The following is a 23,592-nucleotide window of genomic DNA, read 5'->3' as shown; positions in this document are numbered from 1 at the left end:
TTCCGATCCGGGACGCCCCTAACCATAAGCGTGCCCCCCAAAAAAGCGGCGCCCCGCCAATGAGGCGGGGCGACACCGTATTTCCAGCGTCGATGTCAGTCGTTGGCGGACAGGTTGGTTCCCAGCGTATCCTTTACGAACAGCAGGCCGACGATCAGGGACATGGCGGCAATTGCCACCGGATACCACAGGCCGAAGTAGATATCGCCCTTGTAGGCACTGAGCGCGAACACCGTGGCCGGGAGCAGACCTCCAAACCAGCCATTGCCGATATGGTAGGGCAGCGACATGCCGGTGTAGCGGATGCGGGTCGGGAACATTTCGACCAGGATCGCCGCAATCGGCCCGTAGACCATCGTCACATAGATGACGAGGATGAACAGGATGCCGATGGTCAGCGGCCAGTTCACCTTGTCCGGATCGGCATACATGGCGAACGCACCGGAGTTGGGTATGCTGTAGGCCGTAACCTCGGTGGCGCCACCAGCTTCTTCCGCGGTGATCACCTTGTCGACAATGGCCTGCGCAACCGGAAGCGTCTTCGCCTCCCCGGCACGGATCGCCGCAGCGTCGAGGTTCAGCTCCGGATTTGCCGCAACGAAAGCGTCGAGCTTCTGGTCGGGAACCACGCTTGTGGCGCGCCGCATGGGATAGCCGCCGTCCAGAAGGGCAATGTTGATGCCCTTGGCGAAAGCCGCTTCCCTTGCCTTGGCGTCATCGCCCGCGGCGATGGCGTCGAAGGATTCCACGGTCTCGTCGCCGATCGTGACTGTGGCCGCAGTCCCCGGCGCCGCACTTACCACCACGTCATAAGGCACCGAGTTGCGGGTCAGGAACGACGTGGCGATATCGCACGACGTGGTGAACTTCGCCGTTCCGACCGGGTTGAACTGGAACTTGCAGTCGCCGGGGGCTGCCGTCACCGTTGCACGAACGTTCTCCTGTGCTGCGGCAAGCGTTGGGTTGGCAGCCCAGGTCAGCGCCTTGAACAGCGGGAACGTCGTCAGGATGGCGAGAACGAAGCCGGCCATGATGATCGGCTTGCGGCCGATCTTGTCCGACAGCCATCCGAACACAACGAAGAAGATCGATCCCACGGCAAGAGCTACGGCGATCATGATATTGACCGACCATGCGTCGACCTTGAGCACGTTGGTGAGGAAGAACAGCGCATAGAACTGGCCATTGTACCACACCACCGCCTGACCGGCAGTGAGGCCGAGCAGCGCCAGCAGCGCGATCCGGGCGTTCTTCCACTGGCCGAAGGCTTCCGAGAGCGGAGCCTTGGAGGTCTTGCCTTCCTCCTTCATTCGCTTGAACGTCGGCGATTCCGAGAGCGAAAGCCGGATCCAGATCGAAATGCCGAGCAGCAGGAACGACACGATGAACGGAATGCGCCAGCCCCACGCAGCATAGTCCTGCGCGCTGAGCGAAGCCTGGACAATCAGGATGACGATCAGCGACAGGAACAGGCCGAGCGTCGCCGTGGTCTGGATCCACGACGTGTAGAAGCCGCGGCGGTCGTCCGGTGCGTGTTCCGCAACATAGGTCGCGGCGCCGCCATATTCGCCGCCGAGCGCAAGGCCCTGCAGCATGCGCAGGAAGATCAGGATGACCGGCGCGGCAATGCCCCAGCTTGCATAGCCGGGCAAAATGCCGACGAGGAAGGTCGACATGCCCATGATGATCATGGTGACGAGGAAGGTGTACTTGCGCCCGACCAGATCTCCCAGACGGCCGAACACCAGTGCGCCGAACGGCCTCACCAGAAAGCCGGCTGCGAAGGCAAGCAGCGCGAAGATGTTGCGTGTCGCTTCCGGAATTGCCGGACTGAAGAAAGTCGAACCGATGAATACGGCCAGTGATCCGTAGAGATAGAAATCGTACCATTCGAACACGGTACCGAGCGAAGAGGCGAAGATGACTTTCTTCTCCTCCCGCGTCATGCCGCGGCTTGAGCCGCCGGCAGTGGATGCCATTGCCATTGGGGGTCTCCTCCATTTTTGCAGCCTTCGCGACAACCCTCCTGTCGTCGTCGAAGGCGAATGGACGCGGACTCAAAAAGTGAGCGCCATCACGCAAAAAGTGACAGAAACCCGCGAAAAGCGGCACCAATCCTTTGGAATTATGACTTTGGTCTAATAAAGCGAAAGTGAATAAACGCTGTCTCGCCCTGCGCTCAGAGCGCCTGAAGCAGTTCGGCGGCCGCACGGAAATCGCGATGGCGCTGCGAGCGGCGGGCAACGGCCTCGGCATCCTGCCCCCAGTGCTCGACCTGCCAGTCCTCATCGACATGCGCGGCAAGCCATGCGGCACCGGCATCGAGTTCATGCGCCTCGACCGCCAGCGCCAGCAGGGCCGATCCCGTAAGCGAGGTCATCACATGCAGGCAAGCCAGCCGGAAAGCGTCGTTGCGGCGCGCAAGCCATGCTCCGAGAACGGCTATGGACTCGCGCGGCTGCTCGACATGCATGACACCTTCGGCAAGGTTCAGGCGCGCTCCGATCGCGGACTGCGCCCAGTCGAGCACCCGGTCCCAATGCGTGTTCTGGCGCTCGACAAGCCCCTGCGGACCCTCGGCGCGATAACAAAGCATATCCGAAGAGGCGAAGCGCAGAATGTCCTCCAGCACGGCCTGCGGATCGCTCGCCACGCCGTCGATCGCCGTGTTGACCAGCCGCAGCGCCGGCATGGTCACCGGATCGATGGTCTCGCCCTGCGCCTCGAACTCGCCGGCAACCAGCTTCGCTGCCGCCTGTGTCGGAAGCTTGAGCAGATTGCGGCCGGGCGTGCGCACCGGCTTGCCATCGAGCTGGACGGCAAAGCCCTCCGCCTCCTGAACCACGCCGGCCTGGCTGTAGAAGCGCTTCGGCAAGGGCGTGCGCATCTGGATCTGGGCGCGCCGGGTGGGATCGGGGTCCGAAAGATGTGCGCCGGCCTCGATGTCATTCAGCATGTCGCGCATGTCGATCTCCTGTCTCGCCCGAAGGGCACGACGCGTAGTCCCGGTCTGGAGCGGCGGGCATTCTGACGAACCGTGCTGCCGCTGCTCCGGCTTCTTTTCCATGCCGCATTCATGCGACGTCAGACGATCCCACCCGACTGCAAAATGCTCTAGTCCTCGGCGCTTTGCTCGTCCAAACCGAGCAGGTTCCAGCTCTGGCGCATATGCGGCGGCATGGGCGCGGTCACGTCGATTTTGCCGCCATCGGGATGCGGAATGACGATGCGGCGCGCATGCAGATGCAGACGGTTCTGCATACCGCCGGGGAAATCCCAGTTTGTATCGGCCTCGAAATACTTCGGATCGCCGATGATCGGACAGCCGATATGGGCGGCGTGAACGCGAAGCTGGTGCGTGCGCCCCGTATAGGGCTCCATCTCCAGCCAGGACAAGGACTGCGCAGCCTGCTCCACCACACGGTAGAAGGAAACGGCGTGATCCGCGCCCTTCTCGCCATGTTTCGCGACCCGCATTCGGTCCCCGTCCGGAGTCTGCTCCTTGACCAGCCAAGTCGAGATCTTGTCCTCGCGCTTGGGCGGGACACCTTTTACCAGCGCCCAATAGGTCTTTTTCGTTTCGCGCGCACGGAAGGACTCCGACAGCTTCATCGCCGCCAATCGCGTGCGCGCCACGACGAGAACGCCGGACGTGTCCCGGTCGAGGCGGTGGACCAGACGCGGCTTCTCGCCCTTCTTGTTGCGCAGGGCTTCCAGCATGTCGTCGACATTGCGGGTCACGCCCGAGCCGCCCTGCACCGCCAGTCCGGCCGGCTTGTTGAAGACGTAGACTTTCGGATCCTCGTGCAGCAGCATACGCGCCAGCACGTCACCATCGTCCTGATTGCGGATCGAATAGCCGGTCATCTGGTCGCTCGCCTTGCGATCGACGTCGAGTGGCGGAATGCGGATGACATGGCCGGGCTCGACCCGGGTGTCGGCCTTGGCGCGCCCGCCATTGACCCGGACCTGGCCCGAACGCAACAGCTTCTGCAAATGGCCGAAGCCGAGGCCCGGATAGTGAGCCTTGAACCAGCGGTCGAGCCGCATGCCGGCCTCGCCGGCCTCAACCGTTATCTGTTCTACGCCTGCCATGAGCCTGTCCATTGATCCCGGCCGCCAGATAGCACCAAGCGCCCGCCATTGCGAGCCGTGCGCCGCACGGGAAAATTCCTGTGTCAGCCGCGTTCCTTGCGCAGCTTGGCCCAATATTCAAGGCGCTTCCTGATTTCGCGCTCAAAACCGCGCTCTGGCGGATCGTAGAATGTCTGCCGGCCCATCTTCTCCGGGAAGTAATCCTGTCCGGAAAAGGCATCCGGCTCGTCGTGATCGTAGCGATAGCCGGCACCGTAGCTTTCTTCCTTCATCAGCCTGGTCGGCGCATTGAGGATGTGCTTGGGCGGCAGCAGCGAGCCATGTTCCTTCGCCGCCCGCATAGCCCCCTTGAAGGCGGTGTAGACGGCGTTCGACTTCGGCGCCGTGGCGAGGTAGACGCAGGCCTGCGCAAAGGCCAGTTCGCCTTCGGGCGAGCCGAGATAATCGTAGGCATCCTTGGCGGCATTGGCGACGACGAGCGCCTGCGGATCGGCAAGGCCGATGTCTTCCACCGCCATGCGCACCAGCCGACGGCCGAGATAAAGCGGGTCCTCGCCCGCGTCGAACATGCGCGCAAGGTAATAGAGCGCCGCGTCCGGATCGGAACCGCGCACGGATTTGTGCAGAGCCGAAATCAGATTGTAGTGGCCGTCCTGCCCCTTGTCGTAGATCGGCGCGCGCCGCTGCACCACGGCAAGCAGGCCCCCGGCATCGAACACTTCACCCGGCCCCGCCGCGCGCCATACTTCCTCGGACAGCGTGAGCGAAGCGCGGCCGTCGCCATCCGCCATGCGTATAAGCGACGCCCTCGCCTCCTCGTCGAGCGGCAGGGGCTTGCCTTCGGCTTCCTCGGCACGCGCCAGAAGCTTTGCTATGCTTTCCTCGTCGAGGGAACGGAAGGTCAGCACGCGGGCGCGGGAGAGCAGCGCCGCGTTCAGCTCGAAGGACGGGTTTTCGGTGGTGGCGCCGACGAGAATGACGGTGCCATCCTCCATCACCGGCAGGAAGCTGTCCTGCTGGGCCCGGTTGAAACGGTGGATCTCGTCCACGAACAGCAAGGTCTGGCGACCGTTGGCACGGCGCAGGCGGGCGGTCTCGAAGACCTTCTTGAGGTCCGCGACACCGGTGAAGATCGCCGAAATCTGCTCGAACGCGAGGCTGGTTTCGCCAGCCAGCAGCCGCGCCACCGTGGTCTTTCCCGTCCCTGGCGGCCCCCAGAAGATCATGGAGCCGAGCGAGCCGGACCGGATCATGCGCGTCAGCGCCCCGTCGGGCCCGGTCAGATGCTCCTGCCCGACAACCTCGGAAAGACTCTTCGGCCGCAACCGGTCGGCGAGCGGCTGGCCGACCGGCCCTCCTTCCGGCTTGCCGGAACTGAAAAGGTCCGTCATGCCTGCGAACTCAGTAACGCAGAACCTGACGCATCAACTGGCCATCGCGCTCTATGGTGAAACGCCACCAGCGCGCATTCTGCTGCGATGCGTCAGACAGCTTGCGGGCACTGTCTATCGTCTGGCCGTTGACCTCGCGCACGATGTCGCCGGGAAGGAGACCAAACCCGCCGGCGGGCGAGTTGCGCTCCACCTCCACGACCGCCACACCCTTTGTGTCGGCGCTCATGCCAAGGCGCTGTGCCAGACGCGGCGACAGATCGGCCACTTTCGCACCTGCGAACGGGCTGCGCCCGCGCAACTGGACCTGCGTGACCGAAGCGCCTTCCGGTGCGCGCACGAGAGCAATATCCACCTTCTTCTCCTCGCCCTTGCTCAACACCCCAAGTTCGGCCTGCGTGCCGATGGGCTGCGTCGCCAGGCGGTAGCCCAGGGCGTCAACGCCCTCGATGCGCGCGCCGTTGAAAGTCAGCACCACGTCGCCGGGCTTCAGGCCGGCCTGCTCGGAGGGTCCGCCGGCTTCGACCGCCGATACCAGCGCGCCATAGGGCGTTTCCATGCCGAGCGACTCGGCGATCTGCGGCGTGATCACGTCGAAGGTTGCGCCGATATAGGGGCGCTCGAAGAAGTCGCGACCGGTCTTTGCAGCCTCCACGAAAGCGCGCACCATATTGGAGGGAATGGCGAATCCGATGCCGATCGAGCCGCCGCTGCGGCTGTAGATCGCCGTGTTGATGCCAACGAGCTGGCCACCCATGTTGATCAATCCGCCGCCGGAATTGCCCGGATTGATGGCAGCATCCGTCTGGATGAAGAATCCGGAGTCGGAAATGCCGATATGGCTGCGCGCCAGCGCCGAGACGATGCCGGAGGTGGTGGTCTGGCCGACACCGAAGGGATTGCCGATGGCCAGCACGAGGTCGCCCACCTGCAGGGCGTCGGAATCGCCGATGGCAATGGTGGGGAAAGGCTTGTCGGATTCGATCTTGAGCACGGCAAGGTCGAGCGACTCGTCCTTCATAAGGACCTTGCTGGAGAATTCGCGTCCGTCGGACATGGCCACCTTGACCTCGTCCGCATCCTTGATGACGTGGAAGTTCGTGACGATAAAGCCAGCTTCGTCAACCAGAACGCCGGACCCCAGGGAAGACTGCGAACGCGGCATGGAACGGCCGAAAAATTGCTCGAAGAACGGATCGCCATCGAAAGGCGAGCGCACCCGCGCAGTCTGGGACGCATAGACGTTGACCACGGCGGGCGCGGTCTGCCTGACGAGCGGCGCATAGGAAAGCTGCACTTCCTCGCGGCCGAACGGCACCCGGCGATCGGGACCGGCGGTCGTGTCGTCACTGCCGGCCCCCTGAAGCAGATCCGTCAACACCTCGGACAGGCCGGGCGACTCCTTCTTCTCCTGAGAAACAGCCTGCGACGCAAAAGGCGTCGCAAGAAGCAGCGACAGGGCTCCGACAAAGGCAATGGAGAGGCGCTTGGCAGCCATGAACGAATCCTCCGGCATAGTTGCCGCGTATTGTCGTGACGATTGTGCAAAATGAAAGGCTTACAAAGCCCGATTTTTCGACCGCTTCAAGACGGTGAAAAAGATTTCAGGAATGCAGCCCCGTTCAACCGGTTTTGGGCTGCCCTTTCGTCCGGACGTGAAGCAGGACACGAAAATGTGGTCGGCCCTTTTCTTCATGACGGTCGAAACAGCACGGAACGAAGGTTATATAGTCGATGTTGCAACAACGCCAGCAAGGCAATGGCCATGCCCGCCTACCGCCCTCCTTCGATCCCCGCATCGGAAATCACACCTGAATCCATATTTCTCAACCGGCGGCATTTCCTTGCCGGCGCTGCGGGACTGCTGGCTTTCGGGGCCTCTTCACGATCGCTGGCCCGGCCGCTCCAATCCACGGAAAGCCCGTTATCCACCGATGAGAAGCTGACGCCGGAAAGCGATGCGACCTCCTACAACAATTTCTACGAATTCGGTCTCGGCAAAGGCGACCCGAAGGCTCGATCCGGCAAATTCAAACCCACCCCCTGGACCGTCAAGGTCGACGGGCTGGTCTCGAAGCCTCGTGAATTCGGGCTGGAGGAGCTTCTTTCGTTTCCGCTGGAGGAACGCATCTACCGCATGCGCTGTGTCGAGGCGTGGTCGATGGTGATTCCCTGGACCGGCTTTCCGCTGGCCGCTCTCCTCGACACGGTCGAGCCGCTCGGCTCGGCTAAATATGTCGCGTTCGAAACCGTCGTTCGGCCAGAGGAAATGCCCGGCCAGAGCGGTTTCTTCCAGCCGCTCGACTGGCCCTATGTGGAGGGCCTGCGGCTGGACGAGGCGCGTCATCCGCTCACGATTCTGGCGCTCGGCCTGTACGGCAAGACACTGCCGAACCAGAATGGCGCACCGGTGCGGCTGGTGGTGCCATGGAAATACGGCTTCAAGGGCATCAAGTCGATCGTGCGCATCACGCTCACCGAAAGGCAGCCGCCAGCCACATGGAATATGACAGCCCCGAACGAGTATGGCTTCTATGCCAACGTCAATCCGGAGGTCGACCATCCGCGATGGAGCCAGGCCAGCGAAACCCGCATCGGCGAAGGCGGTTTTTTCGGCGCGAACCGGCGGCCTACCCTGCCCTTCAACGGCTATGAGCAGGAAGTTTCAGGCATCTATGCCGGCATGGACCTGAAGGCCAACTTCTGATGGCCCAGCTTCAGGCAGCGTTGCCGCAGCGCTTGCGCAGGGTTTCCGTATGGGCGCTTTATGCCGTGGGCCTTATTCCTGCCACGTGGGGCTTCTGGCTGGGAGCTACCGGGCGGTTGCCGGGCAATCCGGTCAAGGAATTCGAGCATCTTCTGGGCCTGTGGGCGCTGCGCTTCCTCATCGCGACACTCGCGATTACGCCGTTGCGCGACCTTTTCGGCATCAATGCCCTGCGCTATCGGCGCGCACTTGGCCTGCTCGCCTTCTGGTATGTGCTGATGCACTTCACGGCCTATATGGTGCTCGACCAGTATCTGAATTTCGCGGCCATCCTCGAAGACATCGCCCGGCGTCCCTTCATCACCATCGGAATGGCCGGGTTGGCCATGCTGATACCGCTGGCACTGACGTCGAACAGGTGGTCGATCCGCAAGCTGGGCAGGCGCTGGGGCAAGCTGCACCGGCTGGTCTATGTCATAGCCGCGGCCGGCGCGCTGCACTACGCGATGTCGGTCAAGGTGGTCGGGGCACAGCAGTGGTTCTACATCGCCTGCATCGCCCTGCTTCTGGCGTGGCGGCCGCTACGCCCCCTGTTCATGCGCCGCAAGCGCGCGGGGGCCGGCGGACAACGCGTCACGCCGGACCAGATCTGAAAGCAAAAAGGCCGGGAGAGCGATCTCCCGGCCTTTTCGATGCAACGTCCTGTCCGAAGGATCAGGCTGCTTCAGCCTCTTCGACGCCTTCGGCCTCGAGGCGGGCGCGGTCGCCAGCGCCCTTGGCCGAGGTGTCGCGATCGACAAACTCGATGACTGCCAGCGGGGCGTTGTCGCCACGGCGGAAGCCCGCCTTCATGATACGCAGATAGCCGCCGTTGCGGGTGGCGTAGCGCGGGGCAATGGTGTCGAACAGGCGCTTCACAACGTCCTCGTTGCCGATCTGCGCGATCACCTGACGGCGGGCATGCAGGTCGCCGCGCTTGCCGAGGGTGACGAGCTTCTCGACGATCGGGCGCAGGTCCTTCGCCTTCGGCAGGGTGGTCACGATCTGCTCATGCTCGATGAGCGAGACTGCGAGGTTGGCGAACATCGCCTTGCGGTGGCTCGCGCTGCGGGAGAAACGACGGCCTTTGAAACCGTGGCGCATGGCTCTTTCCTTCTTCAGATGTTCAGGAGGCCACGGCCTCCGATGGTTTTCCGCATGGCCGTCGGACCGGGCGACCCGGTCCTTGGTACCATGCTCTATTCAGGCTCAGTACTGGTCTTCGTAACGCTTGGCGAGATCTTCGATGTTCTCCGGCGGCCAGTCCTGAACCTCCATGCCGAGGTGCAGACCCATGGAAGCCAGAACTTCCTTGATCTCGTTCAGCGACTTGCGGCCGAAGTTCGGAGTGCGGAGCATTTCCGCCTCGGTCTTCTGGATAAGGTCGCCGATGTAGACGATGTTGTCGTTCTTAAGGCAATTGGCCGAACGGACCGAAAGCTCCAGCTCGTCCACCTTCTTCAGAAGCGCCGGGTTGAAGGCGAGTTCCGTCACCTGCTCGGCGGCGGCTTCCTTCTGCGGCTCCTCGAAGTTGACGAACAGGGCAAGCTGGTCCTGCAGGATGCGGGCAGCGAAAGCCACCGCGTCCTCGCCGGTAACCGACCCATCGGTTTCGATGGTCATGGTCAGCTTGTCCTTGTCGAGCTCCTCGCCGTGGCGGGTGTTCTCGACCTTGTAGGAGACCTTCTTGACCGGAGAGTAGAGGCTGTCGACCGGAATGAGACCGATCGGGGCATCCTCGGCGCGGTTACGCTCGGCAGGCACATAGCCCTTGCCGGTGTCGACAGTGAACTCCATGCGAATCTCGGCGCCCTCGTCGAGGGTGCAGATGACATGGTCGGGGTTCAGAATCTCGACGTCGCCCACAGTCTGGATGTCGCCGGCGAGCACCGCACCCGGGCCCTGCTTGCGAACGACCATGCGCTTGGGTCCATCGCCTTCCATCTTGATGGCGATTTCCTTGATGTTGAGGACGATGTCGGTCACATCCTCGCGAACGCCGGCGATCGACGAGAACTCATGCAGAACGCCATCGATCTGGACAGCCGTAACGGCGGCGCCGCGCAGCGACGACAGCAGAACACGGCGCAGGGCGTTGCCCAGCGTAAGACCGAAACCGCGCTCCAGAGGCTCGGCGACCAGCGTGGTCACCGTCTTGTTCCTTGACGAGAACTCCACCTTGTTCGGCTTGATCAGTTCCTGCCAGTTTTTCTGGATCATATTGCCTTCCTTCCGTTTCCCCACCACCATCCAATCGTGGCGGGCGACCTGGAAAACCGCAAAAGCGCCCGTGGGCGCTCAAGCGGAGAGAAATGAAATGTCAGACGCGACGCTTCTTGCGCGGGCGGCAGCCATTGTGCGGGATCGGCGTCACATCACGGATCGAGGTGATGGTGAAACCGGCAGCCTGAAGCGCGCGCAGAGCCGACTCACGGCCGGAACCGGGACCGCAAACCTCGACCTCGAGCGTGCGCATGCCATGCTCCTGCGCCTTCTTCGCGGCGTCTTCAGCAGCCATCTGGGCGGCGAACGGGGTCGACTTGCGCGAGCCCTTGAAGCCCCGGGCACCAGCCGACGACCAGGCGATAGCATTGCCCTGCGCGTCGGAGATGGTGATCATGGTGTTGTTGAAGGTCGAGTTGACGTGAGCGACACCCGACGAAATGTTTTTACGTTCGCGGCGGCGAACGCGAGCGGCTTCCTTGGCCATTTTTGTCCTTTCCGTTGATCTCTGCACCGCCGTAATGCCAGCGGCTACACCTTTTGAGCCATGCGGCTAAGTTACAGGACAGCGCCAAGCGCCGCCGCCCTCGCCCACACGTTCCAAAAATTACTTCTTCTTGCCGGCAATCGCCTTGGCCGGACCCTTGCGGGTGCGGGCATTGGTGTGCGTGCGCTGGCCGCGAACCGGTAGCGAGCGGCGATGACGCAGACCACGGTAGCAGCCGAGGTCCATCAGGCGCTTGATGTTCATCGAAACTTCGCGGCGCAGGTCGCCCTCGACCTGATAATCGCGGTCGATGGTCTCACGGATGGCCAGAACTTCGGCGTCGGTGAGCTGGTTGACGCGACGCTCAGCCGGGATACCGACCTTGTCAACGATTTCCTGGGCAAACTTCTTGCCGATGCCGTGAATGTACTGAAGCGCGATGACGACGCGCTTGTTGGTCGGGATATTAACGCCGGCTATACGAGCCATCTTCAGTTCTCCATGTGGGCCGGCCATAGCCGGCGCTGTTGCAATTACCCGCGTCCGGTGGAGGCCGGCCCCTGCGGGTGTTTACTCAGAATTCAGCAGACGCGCCAAAAAAGCACGCCCACCTCACGCCTTGTGGGAATGAGGGGTCGCCATACTCCACATGACCGCTGCCGTCAAGTGAAGGTCAGGAAGTTTCAGCCAACGGTCTCCGGCAGCAGCGCCCCGATCTGGGCCGTCACTTCGTCCATCGCAGCCATGCCGTCAACGCCCCTGAGCATGCCCTTGGCGTGATAGTAGCCAATCAGCGGAGCGGTTTTCTTGTAGTATTCGCGCAGACGCTCCTCGAAAACCTCGGGATTGTCGTCCTTGCGAACCGGCTCGCCAGCGGCCGCTGCCTCTTCTGCACGCTTGACGATGCGGCCGACAAGCGCCCTGTCATCGACAACCAGCTCGATCACCGCATCCAGCTTCAGGCCGCGCTCCCGGAGCATGGTCTCGACCGCATCGGCCTGCGCAAGCGTGCGCGGATAGCCATCGAGAATGAAGCCACGGGCGCAATCCGGCTGATCGATTCGTTCCGCGACGATCGCATTGACGATCGCGTCGGAAACGAGCTCGCCCGCATCCATGATAGCCTTGGCCTGCTGGCCGACCGGCGTTTGCGCGGCAACGGCGGCACGCAGCATGTCCCCCGTGGAAAGCTGCGGGATGCCATACTTGCTTACAAGCCTCTGAGCCTGCGTCCCCTTGCCCGCCCCCGGCGGGCCCAGCAGAATAAGCCTCATCGTCCCCTCTTTCCTCCACGCAGCTTCGACTTCTTGATCAACCCCTCGTACTGGTGCGCGATCAGATGGCCCTGGATTTGCGCGACAGTATCAAGCGTCACACTGACAACGATCAGAAGCGAGGTGCCGCCGAGGTAGAACGGAACGCCCGTCGCCGCAATCAGATATTCCGGCAAGAGGCAGATGGCGACAAGATAGATGGCACCGATCACCGTGATGCGGGTAAGCACATAGTCGATGTATTCCGCGGTGCGTTCACCCGGGCGGTAACCGGGAATGAAGCCGGAATGCTTCTTGAGCTGGTCCGCGGTATCCTTGGGATTGAAGACGATGGCGGTGTAAAAGAAGGCAAAGAACACGATCATCGCGCCGTACAGGAACATGTAGATCGGCTGTCCGTGACCAAGCGCGGTCAGAATCGTCGACGCCCAGGACGGCAGGTTCTGCGTGTTCGAGAAGCCTGCAAGCGTGGCCGGCAACAGCAGCAGCGAGGACGCGAAGATCGGCGGGATGACACCGGCCGTGTTGAGCTTCAGCGGCAGGTGCGAGGTATCGCCCTGGAACATGCGGTTGCCAACCTGGCGCTTCGGATACTGGATCAGGAGCCGGCGCTGGGCTCGTTCCACGAAGACGATGATCGCGATCACGACGACCGCCAGCACCATGATGGCGAGCACAAGACCCGTCGAGAGAGCGCCGGTGCGGCTGAGTTCCAGAGTACCGCTGATGGCGGCGGGCATGCCGGCGACGATACCGGCAAAGATGATCAGGGAGATACCGTTGCCGATGCCGCGGGCGGTGATCTGTTCGCCCAGCCACATCAGGAACATGGTGCCGCCGGTCAGCGTGATGACCGTGGAAATCTGGAAGAAAAGGCCCGGATTGGTGACGATGTTGTTGCCGCCCTGCAAGCCCACGGCGATGCCGTACGACTGCACCAGAGCGAGAAGCACAGTGCCGTAGCGGGTGTACTGGTTGATGATCTTCCGCCCCTGCTCGCCTTCCTTCTTCAGGGCCTCGAGCGTGGGAATCACGGACGTCATCAACTGCATGATGATCGATGCTGAAATGTAGGGCATGATGCCCAGCGCAAAGATCGCCATGCGCTCCACGGCACCGCCGGCAAACATGTTGAACATGCCGAGCACGCCGCCGCTCTGCTGCTGGAAAGCCTGCGCGAAAGCGTCGGGGTTGATACCCGGCAGGGGAATATAGGTGCCAAGTCGATACACAAAGAGCGCACCGAGCGTGAACCAGATGCGCTTCTTGAGATCCTCGGCCTTGGCAAAGGCCGCAAAATTGAGATTGGATGCCAGTTGTTCAGCAGCCGAAGCCATGCAAATTTCTCCGCTGGACGACGCGGGGGCCCGCTTCGGGCGGCGCGTATCACCGAAGACCCGAGATAGGCCCGGCGTGGCCAAGATGCAAGCGGCCGCATTGACGCGGCCGCTTCATTATTCCGGTATTATTCCGCTGCCGCAGCTTCGGGCAGCTTGACGGAGCCGCCGGCCTTCTCGATCTTCTCGATCGCAGCCTTGGAAGCTCCGGCAACGTCGAAGGACACTTTCGCCTTCAGTTCGCCGTCGGACAGAATGCGGACACCGTCCTTGGGGCGACGCACGATACCGGCCTTGACCAGCGTCTCGACCGTCACGGTCTCCTTGGAGTCGAGCTTCTTGGCATCGATCGCCGCCTGGATGCGGGCGAGCGACACGGCATTAAAGCTCTTGGCGAAGATATTCTTGAAGCCGCGCTTGGGCAGGCGACGGTAAAGCGGCATCTGGCCGCCTTCGAAGCCATTGATGGCCACGCCGGAACGCGACTTCTGACCCTTCACGCCGCGGCCGCCGGTCTTGCCGAGGCCCGAGCCGATACCACGGCCCACGCGCTTCTTCGAGGGCGTTGCGCCTTCGTTATCACGCAGTTCGTTGAGTTTCATGTCCAGTCTCCTGCGCTGTCGCTCAGCCCTCGTCCACAATGCGGACGAGATGCGAGACGGAAGCGATCATGCCGCGCACGGAAGGCGTATCTTCCAGCGTACGCTGCTTGTGCATCTTGTTGAGGCCGAGGCCGACCAGCGTCGCGCGCTGTTCCTTCGGACGGCGGATCGGCGAGCCGATCTGCTCAACGGTGATGGTCTTGGTAGCTTTCTTTGCCATGATGATGGTCCCTCGTCAGCGCCGACTATTCCTCGGCAGCCACGGCAGTGCCGCGACGAGCCTGGAGGGTCGAGTACTTGATGCCACGAGCGGCGGCCACGTCCTTGGGATGCATCTGCTTCTTGAGCGCATCGAACGTGGCGCGGATCATGTTGTACGGATTCGACGAGCCCATCGACTTGGCGACGACGTCATGCATGCCGAGCGTCTCGAACACAGCGCGCATCGGACCGCCGGCGATGATGCCGGTACCCTGCTTGGCGGTGCGCAGCAGAACGCGGCCGGCGCCATGACGGCCTTCCACGTCGTGATGGAGGGTGCGGCCCGAACGCAGCGGCACGAAGATCATGTCGCGCTTGGCGGACTCGGTAGCCTTGCGAATGGCTTCCGGCACTTCGCGCGCCTTGCCGTGGCCGAAGCCGACGCGGCCCTTCTGGTCGCCGACGACGACGAGCGCGGCGAAACCGAAGCGACGGCCGCCCTTCACCACCTTGGCGACGCGATTGATATGAACGAGCTTGTCGACAATGCCGTCGTCGCGCTCTTCGCGGTCACGATTGCGATCGCGGCCGCCTTCCCTACGTTCCTGTGCCATATCCTGATCCTTGTTTTTTTCCGGAAGCACGGATTGCTGAATGCCGGCAGCCCTGTTCTGGGATGCCGGCGGCGAAATTCACGTCTCCTGTGAACGATCCGAGCGAAAAAGTCAGCAACTTTTTTGTCGCCGACTTCTCCCGAAACGTCCTAGAAGCTCAGTCCACCCTCGCGGGCAGCCTCAGCCAGAGCCTTGATGCGGCCGTGGTAGATGTAGGCGCCGCGGTCGAACACCACTTCCTTGACGCCGGCCTTGACGGCGCGCTCGGCGATCAGCTTGCCGACTTCAGCGGCAGCAGCGGTGTCGGCGCCCGTCTTCTTCGAAGCCCTGAATTCCTTTTCAAGGGTCGAGGCAGCGGCCAGCGTGCGGCCCTGCGCGTCATCGATCACCTGAACATAGATGTTCTTGGAAGTGCGATGAACCGAAAGGCGCGGACGCCCGTTGGAGACGGCCTTGAGCTGGCGGCGAACGCGCGCCGCGCGGCGCTGGGTGGATTCCTTGGAAGCCATTGGTATTTCCTGCCTTGTAAAACGGGAGATACCCTGTGCGGTAGACCATGTCTCCCGCGGCATCTTCCCGTGGCGTTGACGTTATTACTTCTTCTTGCCTTCCTTGCGGAAGACCTTTTCGCCCGCGTAGCGCACACCCTTGCCCTTGTAGGGCTCCGGCTGGCGATATTCGCGGATCTCGGCGGCAACCTGGCCAACCTTCTGCTTGTCGATGCCGGTGATGCTGATCTCGGTCGGCTTCGGGCAGGCAAGCGTGATGCCCTCGGGGGCCTCGTAGACCACCTCATGGCTGAAGCCCAGCGAAAGCTGGATGTTCCTGCCCTGCATGGCGGCACGATAACCGACGCCCTGGATTTCGAGCTTGCGCTCGAAGCCGTCCTTGACGCCCACCAGGATGTTCTCGATCTGCGAGCGGGACATGCCCCACTTCGAACGCGCGTCCTTGGACCCGTCGCGCGGCTCGACGCTGATCTCGCCATTCTCAAGCTTGACCAGAACCTCGTCGTTGACGACGAACTTCAGTTCGCCCTTCGGACCCTTCGCCGTCACGGTCTGACCATCGATGGTCGCGGTGACGCCCTGCGGTACGGACAGGGGCTTCTTACCAATACGAGACATGGTGTTGTCCTCGTCACTCTTATTGTTTCAGGTCTCGTCGGGAGAACCGTGTCTCACCGGCAATTCCTATCGGAACGGTTACGGGATCAGAAGACCTGGCAGAGAACTTCCCCGCCGACATTCTGCTCACGGGCCTCGTGATCGGCCATAACGCCCTTGGGCGTCGAAAGAATGGCGATGCCAAGGCCGTTGGCAACCTGCGGGATCGACTTCGCCGAAACATAGACGCGGCGGCCGGGCTTCGAAACGCGCGAAATCTCGCGCACAACCGGGCTGCCATCGAAATACTTCAGCTCGATCTCGAGCTCGGACTTGCCGTTGCCGAAGTCGGTCTGGCTGTAGTCGCGAATGTAGCCTTCCGCCTTCAGCACGTCGAGGACGCGGGCGCGGAGGCGAGAAGCCGGCGTCGAAACGCTGTTCTTCTTGCGGCCGTAGGCGTTACGGATACGGGTCAGCATATCGCCGAGAGGATCGCTCAGGGACATCTCGTCTACTCCTTACCAGCTCGACTTGACCAGGCCCGGGATCTTGCCCGTGTTGCCCAGATCGCGCAGCGCGACACGCGAAAGCTTAAGCTTGCGATAGAAGGCGCGCGGGCGGCCGGTGACTTCGCAACGGTTGCGGATACGGACCTTCGCCGAATTGCGCGGCAGGGCCGACAGCTTGAGCTGGGCGCGGAAGCGCTCCTCAAGCGGCAGCGACTGGTCCATCACGATGTCCTTCAGCGCCTTACGCCTGGCTGCGTACTGGTCGACAAGCTTACGGCGCCTGTTATTCTTCTCGACTGAGCTGGTCTTTGCCATTTCAGATTTTCCTTTGCTCGCTGCCGTTACTGGCGGAAGGGGAAGTTGAAAGCCTTGAGCAGTGCCCGGGCTTCGTCGTCCGTCTTCGCAGTCGTACAAACGATGATGTCCATGCCCCACATCTGATCAACCTTGTCGTAGTTGATCTCGGGGAACACGATGTGCTCCTTGAGGCCCATGGCATAGTTGCCACGGCCGTCAAAGCTCTTCGGGTTGAGGCCGCGGAAGTCGCGAACGCGCGGAAGCGCGATGTTCACGAGACGATCCAGGAACTCATACATCTTCTCATTGCGGAGGGTAACCTTCGCGCCGATCGGCATGTTTTCGCGAACCTTGAAGCCGGCGATCGACTTGCGCGCGCGGGTCACGACAGCCTTCTGGCCGGTGATGAGCGCAAGATCCTCGGCAGCGACGGAGGGCTTCTTGGAATCCGCAGTCGCTTCGCCGACGCCCATGTTCAGCACGATCTTCTCGATGCGCGGAACCTGCATTTCGTTCGAGTAGTTGAACTGGTCCTGAAGCGACTTGCGGATGGTCTCGTTGTAGACCTTCTTCAGGCGCGGCGTGTTCTTGGCTTCTGCCTGTGCTGCCTTAGCCATTGATCGTTTCTCCCGAGCGCTTGGCGAAGCGCACTTTCTTGCCGTCCTGCTCGACGCGGAAGCCAACGCGGGTCGGCTTGCCATCCTTGGGATCGGCCAGCGCGAGATTCGACAGATGAATCGGCGCCTCTTTGGTGATGATGCCGCCTTCCTGAGACTGGGTCTGCCTCTGGTGGCGGCGGATGAGGTTCACGCCACGCACGATGGCGGTGTCTTCCTTCGGCTGTACGGAGAGGACCTCGCCGGAGCGGCCCTTGTCCTTGCCGGCCAGAACGACAACCTTGTCGCCTTTACGGATCTTCTGCATGGTTGCGGCTCCTTACAGCACTTCAGGCGCAAGCGAAATGATCTTCATGTGGTTCTTCGCGCGAAGCTCGCGCGGAACCGGCCCGAAGATACGCGTGCCGACCGGCTCTTTCTTGTTGTCGACCAGAACCGCTGCGTTCTTGTCGAACCGGATCACGCTGCCGTCGGGACGGCGGATGTCCTTGGCCGTGCGAACCACGACCGCCTTCATCACATCGCCCTTCTTAACGCGGCCGCGCGGAATGGCTTCCTTGATCGACACCACGATGATGTCGCCCACGGAGGCGTACTTCCGCTTCGAACCGCCCAGCACCTTGATGCACATGACACGACGGGCGCCGGAGTTATCCGCCACGTCGAGGTTTGTTTGCATCTGAATCATGACTGGCCGCCTTTTTCTTCTCTATTGGGAGAGGCCCTGCCCCTCCCCGGTCTGTCCAAAATTCGCTAAACGCCCAATCAAGCCTGGTCCTGGGCCACGACGACCCAGCGCTTATCCTTGGAGATCGGCGCCGATTCCTGAATCAGGACGGTATCGCCAACCTTGTGGACGTTGTTCTCATCATGCGCCTTGTACTTCTTCGACATGCGCACGACCTTCTTCATCACCGGATGGGTGAAGCGGCGCTCCACCTTCACGACGACGGTCTTGTCATTCTTGTCGCTGACGACGACGCCCTGCAGAATACGCTTCGGCATGGTTTTTTCCTTATGCCTTCTTGGCCGCGGCTTTTTCCGCGGCGATGGTCTTGATGCGAGCGATGTCCTTGCGGACCTGCTTTACGCGGGCGGTCTTCTCAAGCTGGCCGGTGGCCTTCTGGAAGCGCAGGTTGAACTGCTCCTTCTTCAGGGAAGCCAGTTCGTCAGAGAGCTGATCCTGCGTCTTCGAGCGGATATCTGAAGCTTTCATCTCTGCTCTTCCTTATTCAGCAATGCGCTGCACGAAACGCGTGCGCACCGAAAGCTTGGCCGCACCCAGACGCAGCGCCTCACGCGCGACATCTTCCGGAACGCCGTCGATCTCGAACATGATGCGGCCGGGCTTCACCCGTGCCGCCCAGTAGTCGACCGAGCCCTTGCCCTTGCCCATGCGGACTTCGGTGGGCTTGCTCGTCACGGGCAGATCCGGGAAAATACGGATCCACACGCGGCCGGCGCGCTTCATTTCACGGGTGATCGCACGGCGGGCCGCCTCGATCTCACGCGCGGTGACGCGGTTCGGCTCCAGCGCCTTCAGTCCGAAACCACCGAAATTCAGATCGGTGCCGCCCTTGGCGGTGCCGTGGATACGGCCCTTGAACTGCTTGCGGAACTTTGTGCGCTTTGGCTGCAGCATCTTACTTGCTCCAAATTCTCAATTATCAGGCGTTTTCGCGACGACGCTGGCCGCCACGATCGCCGGTATTGGCCTCGCCTTCGGTCGCGCGACGCTCGGACGCCATCGGGTCATGCTCGAGGATCTCGCCCTTGAACACCCACACCTTGACGCCGCAGATGCCATAGGCGGTCTGCGCTTCGGCGGTGCCGTAGTCCACGTCGGCACGCAGCGTGTGAAGCGGAACGCGTCCTTCGCGGTACCATTCCATGCGAGCGATTTCAGCGCCACCGAGACGGCCCGAGCAGTTGATGCGGATGCCTTCGGCGCCCAGGCGCATGGCCGACTGGACGGCGCGCTTCATGGCGCGGCGGAACGCGATACGGCGCTCGAGCTGCTGCGCGATGGACTGCGCGACCAGGGTTGCGTCGGTCTCGGGCTTGCGCACCTCGACGATGTTCAGATGCGTCTCCGACTGCGTCATCTCGGTCAGCTTCTTGCGAAGCTTCTCGATGTCGGCGCCCTTCTTGCCGATGATGAGGCCCGGACGGGCGGCGTGAATGGTCACGCGGCACTTCTTGTGCGGACGCTCGATCACCACCTTGGAAATGGCAGCCTGCTTCAGCTCCTTCTCCAGGTATTCACGGATCTTCAGGTCCTCGTGCAGCAGCTTGCCGTACTCTCCGGTGTTCGCGTACCAGCGCGAATCCCAGGTCCGGTTGATGCCGAGGCGGAGACCGATCGGATTGATTTTCTGGCCCATTATGCGGCCTCCCCTTTCTCTTCCACTTCACGAACGACGATCGTGAGGTGCGAAAACGGCTTTTCGATCCGGCTGGCGCGACCCCGGCCACGGGCGTGGAAACGCTTCATGATGATCGACTTGCCGACGTAGGCTTCCGCGACGATCAGCGAATCAACGTCGAGATCGTGGTTGTTCTCTGCGTTTGCGATCGCCGATTCCAGTGTTTTCTTCACCGTCTCGGAAATACGCTTGCGCGAGAATTCCAGATCGTTGAGCGCAGTCTGAACCTTCTTGCCACGGATGAGCGCGGCAACCAGATTGAGCTTCTGCGGGCTGACGCGGATCGTGCGCAGGACGGCGCGCGCCTCGTTGTCAGCAAGCCTGCGCGGAGCTTTGGCCTTGCCCATCGTTACTTCCTCTTCGCCTTCTTGTCCGCTCCGTGACCGTAATAGGTACGGGTCGGGGCAAATTCACCGAACTTATGGCCGACCATGTCTTCGTTCACCGAAACGGGAACATGCTTCTGGCCATTGTAAACACCGAAGGTGAGGCCGACGAACTGCGGCAGGATGGTGGAGCGGCGGCTCCACATCTTGATCACCTCATTGCGACCGCCTTCACGAACCTTGTCTGCCTTCTTCAGAAGGTAGCCGTCGATGAAGGGGCCTTTCCAAACAGAACGAGTCACAGGGGCTTACCTCTTATTAGCTCTTGCGCTGATGACGCGAGCGCACGATGAACTTGTCGGTCGCCTTGTTGGACCGCGTCTTCTTGCCCTTGGTGGGCTTGCCCCACGGGGTCACCGGGTGGCGACCACCGGATGTGCGGCCCTCACCACCACCGTGGGGGTGGTCGACAGGGTTCATCGTAACACCGCGGTTGTGGGGACGCTTGCCCCTCCAGCGCGTGCGGCCGGCCTTGCCGTCCTTGATGTTGGCGTGTTCCGGGTTGGAGACAGCACCGACGGTCGCGAAGCACGAGCCGTGCACGATGCGTTGCTCGCCCGAGTTCAGGCGAAGGATCGCCATGCCCTGGTCGCGGCCGACGAGCTGGCCATAGGCACCGGCGGAACGGGCGATCTGCCCACCCTTGCCGGGCTTCAGCTCGATGTTGTGCACGATGGTGCCGACCGGCATGGCCGACAGCGGCATCGCATTGCCCGGCTTGACGTCGACGGATTCGCCGGCAACAACCTTGTCGCCGGCAGCGAGACGCTGCGGGGCCAGGATGTAGTTCAGCTCGCCGTCCTCGTACTTCACCAGGGCGATGAAGGCGGTGCGGTTCGGATCGTATTCCAGACGCTCGACCGTGCCGACGACGTCAAGCTTGCGACGCTTGAAGTCGATGATACGGTAGGTGCGCTTGTGACCGCCACCGATGAAGCGGGCGGTAACACGGCCGGCATTGTTGCGACCGCCGGACTTGGTGAGGCCTTCGGTCAGACCCTTGACCGGCTTTCCCTTGTGAAGGCCGGAGCGGTCAACGATGACCAGCTGGCGCGTGCCCGGCGTGATCGGATTATAGTGTTTCAGTGCCATTTTCTTGTCCTCGCCGCTTCGCTCACAGGCCCGTCGCGACGTCGATGGAGTGACCGTCGACCAGCGTCACGACCGCCTTCTTGACATCACCCTGGCGACCGATCGTGCCGCGGAAGCGCTTGACCTTGCCCTTGCGGACAAGTGTGTTCACGGCCGAAACCTTGACGCCGAACAGCGCCTCGACAGCAGCCTTGATTTCCGGCTTCGTCGCCTTCTTGGCCACGTTGAACACGACCTGGTTCTGCTCGGAAGCGATGGTCGACTTTTCGGTGATCGCCGGCGAGACGATCACATCGTAATGACGAAGGTCGGTCATTTGAAGCGCTCCTCGAGAGCCTCGACGGCGGCCTTCGAAAGGACCAGCGTGCCGCGGCGCAGAATGTCGTAGACGTTGATGCCCTGAACCGGCAGCACGTCGATGTTCGGAATGTTGGTGGCCGCCAGCTTGAAGTTGGCATCCAGCTCCGCACCGCCAATGACCAGCGCGTTAGTCAGGCCCAGCGACTTCAGATTGGCGATCAGCGACTTCGTCTTCGCCTCTTCAAGCTTCAGCTCGTCGATGACGATGATGGACGATGCCTTTGCCTTGGCGGACAGGGCATGCTTGAGGCCGAGCGCGCGGACCTTCTTGGGCAGGTCGTGCTCATGGCTGCGGGCAACCGGACCATGGGCCTTGCCACCGCCGCGGAACTGGGGAGCCCGGGCCGAATGGTGGCGGGCGCGGCCCGTACCCTTCTGCTTGTACATCTTGGCGCCGGTGCGCGCGATGTCCGCACGGCCCTTGGCCTGATGGGTGCCCTGCTGCTTCTTGGCAAGCTGCCAGCGCACGACGCGCTGGAGGATGTCTTCGCGCGGGTCAAGACCGAAAATCTCGTCGGAGAGTTCGACCTTGCCGGCGTCCTTGCCGGCGAGCGTTTTGATGTTGATGTCCATTATTCCGCTCCCTCATTGGCCGGAGCTTCGTTCTTTTCAGCAGCCTTGGCAGCGGCGCGGAAAGCGGCCGGCTTCGGAGCGTTCTCGGGCAGAGCCGCCTTCACGGCGTCGCGCACCAGTATCCAGGCGCCCTTGGTGCCGGGAACGGCGCCGCGGATCAGGATAAGGCCACGCTCGACGTCGGTCGAAACAACCTCGACATTCTGCGTGGTGACGCGGGTGGCACCCATGTGGCCGGCCATCTTCTTGCCCTTGAACACCTTGCCGGGGTCCTGGCGCTGACCGGTCGAGCCGTGCGAACGGTGCGACACGGAGTTACCGTGCGTGGCACGACCGCCACCGAAGTTATGGCGCTTCATGACGCCCTGAAAACCCTTACCGGTCGAGGTGCCGGTCACGTCGACCTTCTGGCCGGGAACGAAGTGATCGGCAGTGATCTCGACACCGATGTCGAGCAGGTTGTCGTCGGAGACGCGGAACTCGGCCAGCCGGGCCTTGGGCTCCACGGAAGCGGCGGCGAAATGGCCGCGCATAGCCTTCGACGTGTTCTTGACCTTGGCAAGCCCGACGCCGAGCTGAACGGCCGTGTAGCCGTTCTTTTCCTGCGTACGCTGTGCGACGACCTGGCAGTTCTCCATGCGGAGAACCGTAACGGGGACATGCTCGCCGGCATCGTTGTAGATGCGGGTCATTCCCAGCTTCTGTGCAATTACACCTGAACGCATCGGTTCATTTTCCTTCAGAGGAGCTCCGGGTGGCCCCAGGGAGCTCATGTTTCAGCTCTCAGAGCTTGATTTCGACGTCCACACCTGCGGCCAGATCGAGCTTCATCAGCGCGTCGACCGTCTGCGGGGTCGGGTCCACGATGTCGAGAAGACGCTTGTGGGTGCGCATCTCGAACTGCTCGCGGCTCTTCTTGTCCACATGCGGCGAGCGGTTGACCGTGAACTTCTCGATGCGGGTCGGCAGCGGGATCGGGCCGCGGACATTGGCGCCGGTGCGCTTGGCCGTCGAAACGATCTCACGCGTCGAAGCATCGAGCACGCGATGGTCGAACGCTTTCAGGCGTATGCGGATATTCTGTCCGTTCATTCGTCTATTCCTTGTTCTGGCGCGGCGCGGGCGTTTACCCGCCCGCGACAGATCGATTGTTTGTTCTTATTCGACGATTTCAGCGACGATGCCGGCGCCGACGGTGCGACCACCCTCACGAATAGCGAAACGCAGGCGCTCTTCCATGGCGATCGGCACGATCA

General features: G+C 62.2%; 35 protein-coding genes. 2 read left to right on the top strand and 33 right to left on the bottom strand.

What is annotated here, in order from left to right; all coding sequences use genetic code 11:
• Nucleotides 1–95: 95 nt before the first annotated feature.
• The 5 genes from DES43_RS10400 to DES43_RS10380 all read right to left on the bottom strand — a co-directional run bounded on the left by DES43_RS10400 (nucleotide 96) and on the right by DES43_RS10380 (nucleotide 6,984).
• Complete coding sequence (locus tag DES43_RS10400; protein ID WP_035032363.1) at nucleotides 96–1,985, bottom strand: MFS transporter; 1,890 nt, start codon at nucleotides 1,983–1,985, stop codon at nucleotides 96–98.
• Between the two features lie 194 nt (nucleotides 1,986–2,179).
• Nucleotides 2,180–2,965 carry an ATP12 family chaperone protein gene (locus DES43_RS10395; RefSeq protein ID WP_035032360.1) on the bottom strand — a complete coding sequence of 262 codons (786 nt, stop codon included), beginning with the start codon at nucleotides 2,963–2,965 and terminating at the stop codon, nucleotides 2,180–2,182.
• A gap of 149 nt (nucleotides 2,966–3,114) precedes the next feature.
• A complete protein-coding gene (locus DES43_RS10390) occupies nucleotides 3,115–4,095 on the bottom strand; it encodes an RluA family pseudouridine synthase (protein WP_035032358.1) in 981 nt (326 codons plus the stop codon).
• 83 nt (nucleotides 4,096–4,178) lie between these two features.
• Nucleotides 4,179–5,486, bottom strand: coding sequence for a replication-associated recombination protein A (locus DES43_RS10385; protein ID WP_035032356.1), 1,308 nt, complete (start codon nucleotides 5,484–5,486; stop codon nucleotides 4,179–4,181).
• Nucleotides 5,487–5,496: 10 nt separating this feature from the next.
• Nucleotides 5,497–6,984 carry a DegQ family serine endoprotease gene (locus DES43_RS10380; RefSeq protein ID WP_035032431.1) on the bottom strand — a complete coding sequence of 496 codons (1,488 nt, stop codon included), beginning with the start codon at nucleotides 6,982–6,984 and terminating at the stop codon, nucleotides 5,497–5,499.
• A gap of 267 nt (nucleotides 6,985–7,251) precedes the next feature.
• On the opposite strand from DES43_RS10380, the gene msrP reads away from it, so the two are divergent.
• Both msrP and msrQ read left to right on the top strand, forming a co-directional pair.
• Nucleotides 7,252–8,193, top strand: coding sequence for a protein-methionine-sulfoxide reductase catalytic subunit MsrP (msrP, locus tag DES43_RS10375; RefSeq protein WP_035032428.1), 942 nt, complete (start codon nucleotides 7,252–7,254; stop codon nucleotides 8,191–8,193).
• A complete protein-coding gene (msrQ, locus tag DES43_RS10370) occupies nucleotides 8,193–8,846 on the top strand; it encodes a protein-methionine-sulfoxide reductase heme-binding subunit MsrQ (protein WP_035032351.1) in 654 nt (217 codons plus the stop codon). The genes msrP and msrQ overlap by 1 nt, the downstream gene beginning before the upstream one ends.
• A gap of 61 nt (nucleotides 8,847–8,907) precedes the next feature.
• Here the strand turns inward: msrQ and rplQ are convergent, their stop codons facing one another.
• From rplQ to DES43_RS23340, 28 genes are all read right to left on the bottom strand, one after another.
• Entirely contained in the window at nucleotides 8,908–9,336 is a 429-nt protein-coding gene (gene rplQ, locus DES43_RS10365) for a 50S ribosomal protein L17 (RefSeq protein WP_035032348.1), read from the bottom strand.
• Nucleotides 9,337–9,441: 105 nt separating this feature from the next.
• Nucleotides 9,442–10,452, bottom strand: coding sequence for a DNA-directed RNA polymerase subunit alpha (locus tag DES43_RS10360; RefSeq protein ID WP_035032345.1), 1,011 nt, complete (start codon nucleotides 10,450–10,452; stop codon nucleotides 9,442–9,444).
• A gap of 100 nt (nucleotides 10,453–10,552) precedes the next feature.
• Entirely contained in the window at nucleotides 10,553–10,942 is a 390-nt protein-coding gene (gene rpsK / locus DES43_RS10355; RefSeq protein WP_133675074.1) for a 30S ribosomal protein S11, read from the bottom strand.
• A 120-nt stretch (nucleotides 10,943–11,062) separates the two neighbouring features.
• Complete coding sequence (rpsM, locus tag DES43_RS10350) at nucleotides 11,063–11,431, bottom strand: 30S ribosomal protein S13 (protein WP_035032425.1); 369 nt, start codon at nucleotides 11,429–11,431, stop codon at nucleotides 11,063–11,065.
• A gap of 194 nt (nucleotides 11,432–11,625) precedes the next feature.
• The gene (locus DES43_RS10345; RefSeq protein WP_035032339.1) at nucleotides 11,626–12,216 is read right to left on the bottom strand and encodes an adenylate kinase; all 591 of its coding nucleotides are present in this window, start codon (nucleotides 12,214–12,216) and stop codon (nucleotides 11,626–11,628) included.
• Nucleotides 12,213–13,553 (bottom strand): preprotein translocase subunit SecY, encoded by a 1,341-nt coding sequence (gene secY, locus DES43_RS10340; protein WP_035032336.1) that lies wholly within the window; start codon nucleotides 13,551–13,553, stop codon nucleotides 12,213–12,215. Before secY ends, DES43_RS10345 begins: the two co-directional genes overlap by 4 nt.
• 128 nt (nucleotides 13,554–13,681) lie before the next feature.
• Nucleotides 13,682–14,155 carry a 50S ribosomal protein L15 gene (rplO, locus tag DES43_RS10335; protein ID WP_035032322.1) on the bottom strand — a complete coding sequence of 158 codons (474 nt, stop codon included), beginning with the start codon at nucleotides 14,153–14,155 and terminating at the stop codon, nucleotides 13,682–13,684.
• A gap of 22 nt (nucleotides 14,156–14,177) precedes the next feature.
• Nucleotides 14,178–14,375, bottom strand: coding sequence for a 50S ribosomal protein L30 (gene rpmD, locus DES43_RS10330; protein ID WP_035032319.1), 198 nt, complete (start codon nucleotides 14,373–14,375; stop codon nucleotides 14,178–14,180).
• 25 nt (nucleotides 14,376–14,400) lie between these two features.
• Entirely contained in the window at nucleotides 14,401–14,970 is a 570-nt protein-coding gene (gene rpsE, locus DES43_RS10325) for a 30S ribosomal protein S5 (protein WP_035032316.1), read from the bottom strand.
• 149 nt (nucleotides 14,971–15,119) lie between these two features.
• Nucleotides 15,120–15,479 (bottom strand): 50S ribosomal protein L18, encoded by a 360-nt coding sequence (rplR, locus tag DES43_RS10320; protein WP_035032313.1) that lies wholly within the window; start codon nucleotides 15,477–15,479, stop codon nucleotides 15,120–15,122.
• A gap of 84 nt (nucleotides 15,480–15,563) precedes the next feature.
• Nucleotides 15,564–16,097, bottom strand: coding sequence for a 50S ribosomal protein L6 (gene rplF, locus DES43_RS10315; protein WP_035032310.1), 534 nt, complete (start codon nucleotides 16,095–16,097; stop codon nucleotides 15,564–15,566).
• Nucleotides 16,098–16,183: 86 nt separating this feature from the next.
• On the bottom strand, nucleotides 16,184–16,582 hold the full coding sequence (gene rpsH / locus DES43_RS10310; protein WP_035032307.1) for a 30S ribosomal protein S8: 399 nt from the start codon (nucleotides 16,580–16,582) through the stop codon (nucleotides 16,184–16,186).
• Between the two features lie 12 nt (nucleotides 16,583–16,594).
• Nucleotides 16,595–16,900, bottom strand: a complete 306-nt coding sequence (gene rpsN / locus DES43_RS10305) for a 30S ribosomal protein S14 (protein ID WP_035032304.1) — start codon at nucleotides 16,898–16,900, stop codon at nucleotides 16,595–16,597.
• A 26-nt stretch (nucleotides 16,901–16,926) separates the two neighbouring features.
• Nucleotides 16,927–17,499, bottom strand: a complete 573-nt coding sequence (gene rplE, locus DES43_RS10300; RefSeq protein ID WP_035032301.1) for a 50S ribosomal protein L5 — start codon at nucleotides 17,497–17,499, stop codon at nucleotides 16,927–16,929.
• The gene (gene rplX, locus DES43_RS10295) at nucleotides 17,492–17,806 is read right to left on the bottom strand and encodes a 50S ribosomal protein L24 (RefSeq protein WP_035032298.1); all 315 of its coding nucleotides are present in this window, start codon (nucleotides 17,804–17,806) and stop codon (nucleotides 17,492–17,494) included. The genes rplE and rplX overlap by 8 nt, the downstream gene beginning before the upstream one ends.
• 12 nt (nucleotides 17,807–17,818) lie before the next feature.
• Nucleotides 17,819–18,187, bottom strand: a complete 369-nt coding sequence (gene rplN, locus DES43_RS10290) for a 50S ribosomal protein L14 (RefSeq protein WP_024924768.1) — start codon at nucleotides 18,185–18,187, stop codon at nucleotides 17,819–17,821.
• Between the two features lie 77 nt (nucleotides 18,188–18,264).
• Entirely contained in the window at nucleotides 18,265–18,504 is a 240-nt protein-coding gene (rpsQ, locus tag DES43_RS10285; RefSeq protein ID WP_035032293.1) for a 30S ribosomal protein S17, read from the bottom strand.
• 10 nt (nucleotides 18,505–18,514) lie between these two features.
• Nucleotides 18,515–18,715, bottom strand: coding sequence for a 50S ribosomal protein L29 (gene rpmC, locus DES43_RS10280; protein ID WP_035032290.1), 201 nt, complete (start codon nucleotides 18,713–18,715; stop codon nucleotides 18,515–18,517).
• A gap of 12 nt (nucleotides 18,716–18,727) precedes the next feature.
• On the bottom strand, nucleotides 18,728–19,141 hold the full coding sequence (rplP, locus tag DES43_RS10275) for a 50S ribosomal protein L16 (protein ID WP_035032287.1): 414 nt from the start codon (nucleotides 19,139–19,141) through the stop codon (nucleotides 18,728–18,730).
• Nucleotides 19,142–19,166: 25 nt separating this feature from the next.
• Nucleotides 19,167–19,883, bottom strand: a complete 717-nt coding sequence (gene rpsC, locus DES43_RS10270; protein ID WP_035032284.1) for a 30S ribosomal protein S3 — start codon at nucleotides 19,881–19,883, stop codon at nucleotides 19,167–19,169.
• On the bottom strand, nucleotides 19,883–20,272 hold the full coding sequence (gene rplV / locus DES43_RS10265) for a 50S ribosomal protein L22 (protein ID WP_035032281.1): 390 nt from the start codon (nucleotides 20,270–20,272) through the stop codon (nucleotides 19,883–19,885). Before rplV ends, rpsC begins: the two co-directional genes overlap by 1 nt.
• A gap of 2 nt (nucleotides 20,273–20,274) precedes the next feature.
• A complete protein-coding gene (rpsS, locus tag DES43_RS10260) occupies nucleotides 20,275–20,553 on the bottom strand; it encodes a 30S ribosomal protein S19 (protein ID WP_035032279.1) in 279 nt (92 codons plus the stop codon).
• A 16-nt stretch (nucleotides 20,554–20,569) separates the two neighbouring features.
• Nucleotides 20,570–21,403: a 50S ribosomal protein L2 gene (gene rplB, locus DES43_RS10255; protein WP_035032276.1), complete on the bottom strand. Its 834-nt coding sequence runs from the start codon at nucleotides 21,401–21,403 to the stop codon at nucleotides 20,570–20,572.
• Between the two features lie 22 nt (nucleotides 21,404–21,425).
• Nucleotides 21,426–21,719, bottom strand: coding sequence for a 50S ribosomal protein L23 (locus DES43_RS10250; RefSeq protein WP_035032273.1), 294 nt, complete (start codon nucleotides 21,717–21,719; stop codon nucleotides 21,426–21,428).
• Nucleotides 21,716–22,336, bottom strand: a complete 621-nt coding sequence (gene rplD, locus DES43_RS10245) for a 50S ribosomal protein L4 (RefSeq protein WP_035032270.1) — start codon at nucleotides 22,334–22,336, stop codon at nucleotides 21,716–21,718. Before rplD ends, DES43_RS10250 begins: the two co-directional genes overlap by 4 nt.
• On the bottom strand, nucleotides 22,336–23,061 hold the full coding sequence (gene rplC / locus DES43_RS10240; RefSeq protein WP_035032267.1) for a 50S ribosomal protein L3: 726 nt from the start codon (nucleotides 23,059–23,061) through the stop codon (nucleotides 22,336–22,338). Before rplC ends, rplD begins: the two co-directional genes overlap by 1 nt.
• Before the next feature lie 58 nt (nucleotides 23,062–23,119).
• On the bottom strand, nucleotides 23,120–23,428 hold the full coding sequence (rpsJ, locus tag DES43_RS10235; protein ID WP_006205468.1) for a 30S ribosomal protein S10: 309 nt from the start codon (nucleotides 23,426–23,428) through the stop codon (nucleotides 23,120–23,122).
• Nucleotides 23,429–23,494: 66 nt separating this feature from the next.
• The coding region (locus DES43_RS23340; RefSeq protein ID WP_425359066.1) for an EF-Tu C-terminal domain-related protein at nucleotides 23,495–23,592 on the bottom strand (98 nt) is incomplete at its 5' end.

This window comes from Aquamicrobium defluvii (assembly GCF_004363725.1).
GTDB classification, from domain to species: domain Bacteria; phylum Pseudomonadota; class Alphaproteobacteria; order Rhizobiales; family Rhizobiaceae; genus Mesorhizobium; species Mesorhizobium defluvii.
The sequence above is the reverse complement of the archived record's forward strand: the minus strand, read 5'-3'. Positions and strand labels throughout refer to the sequence as shown.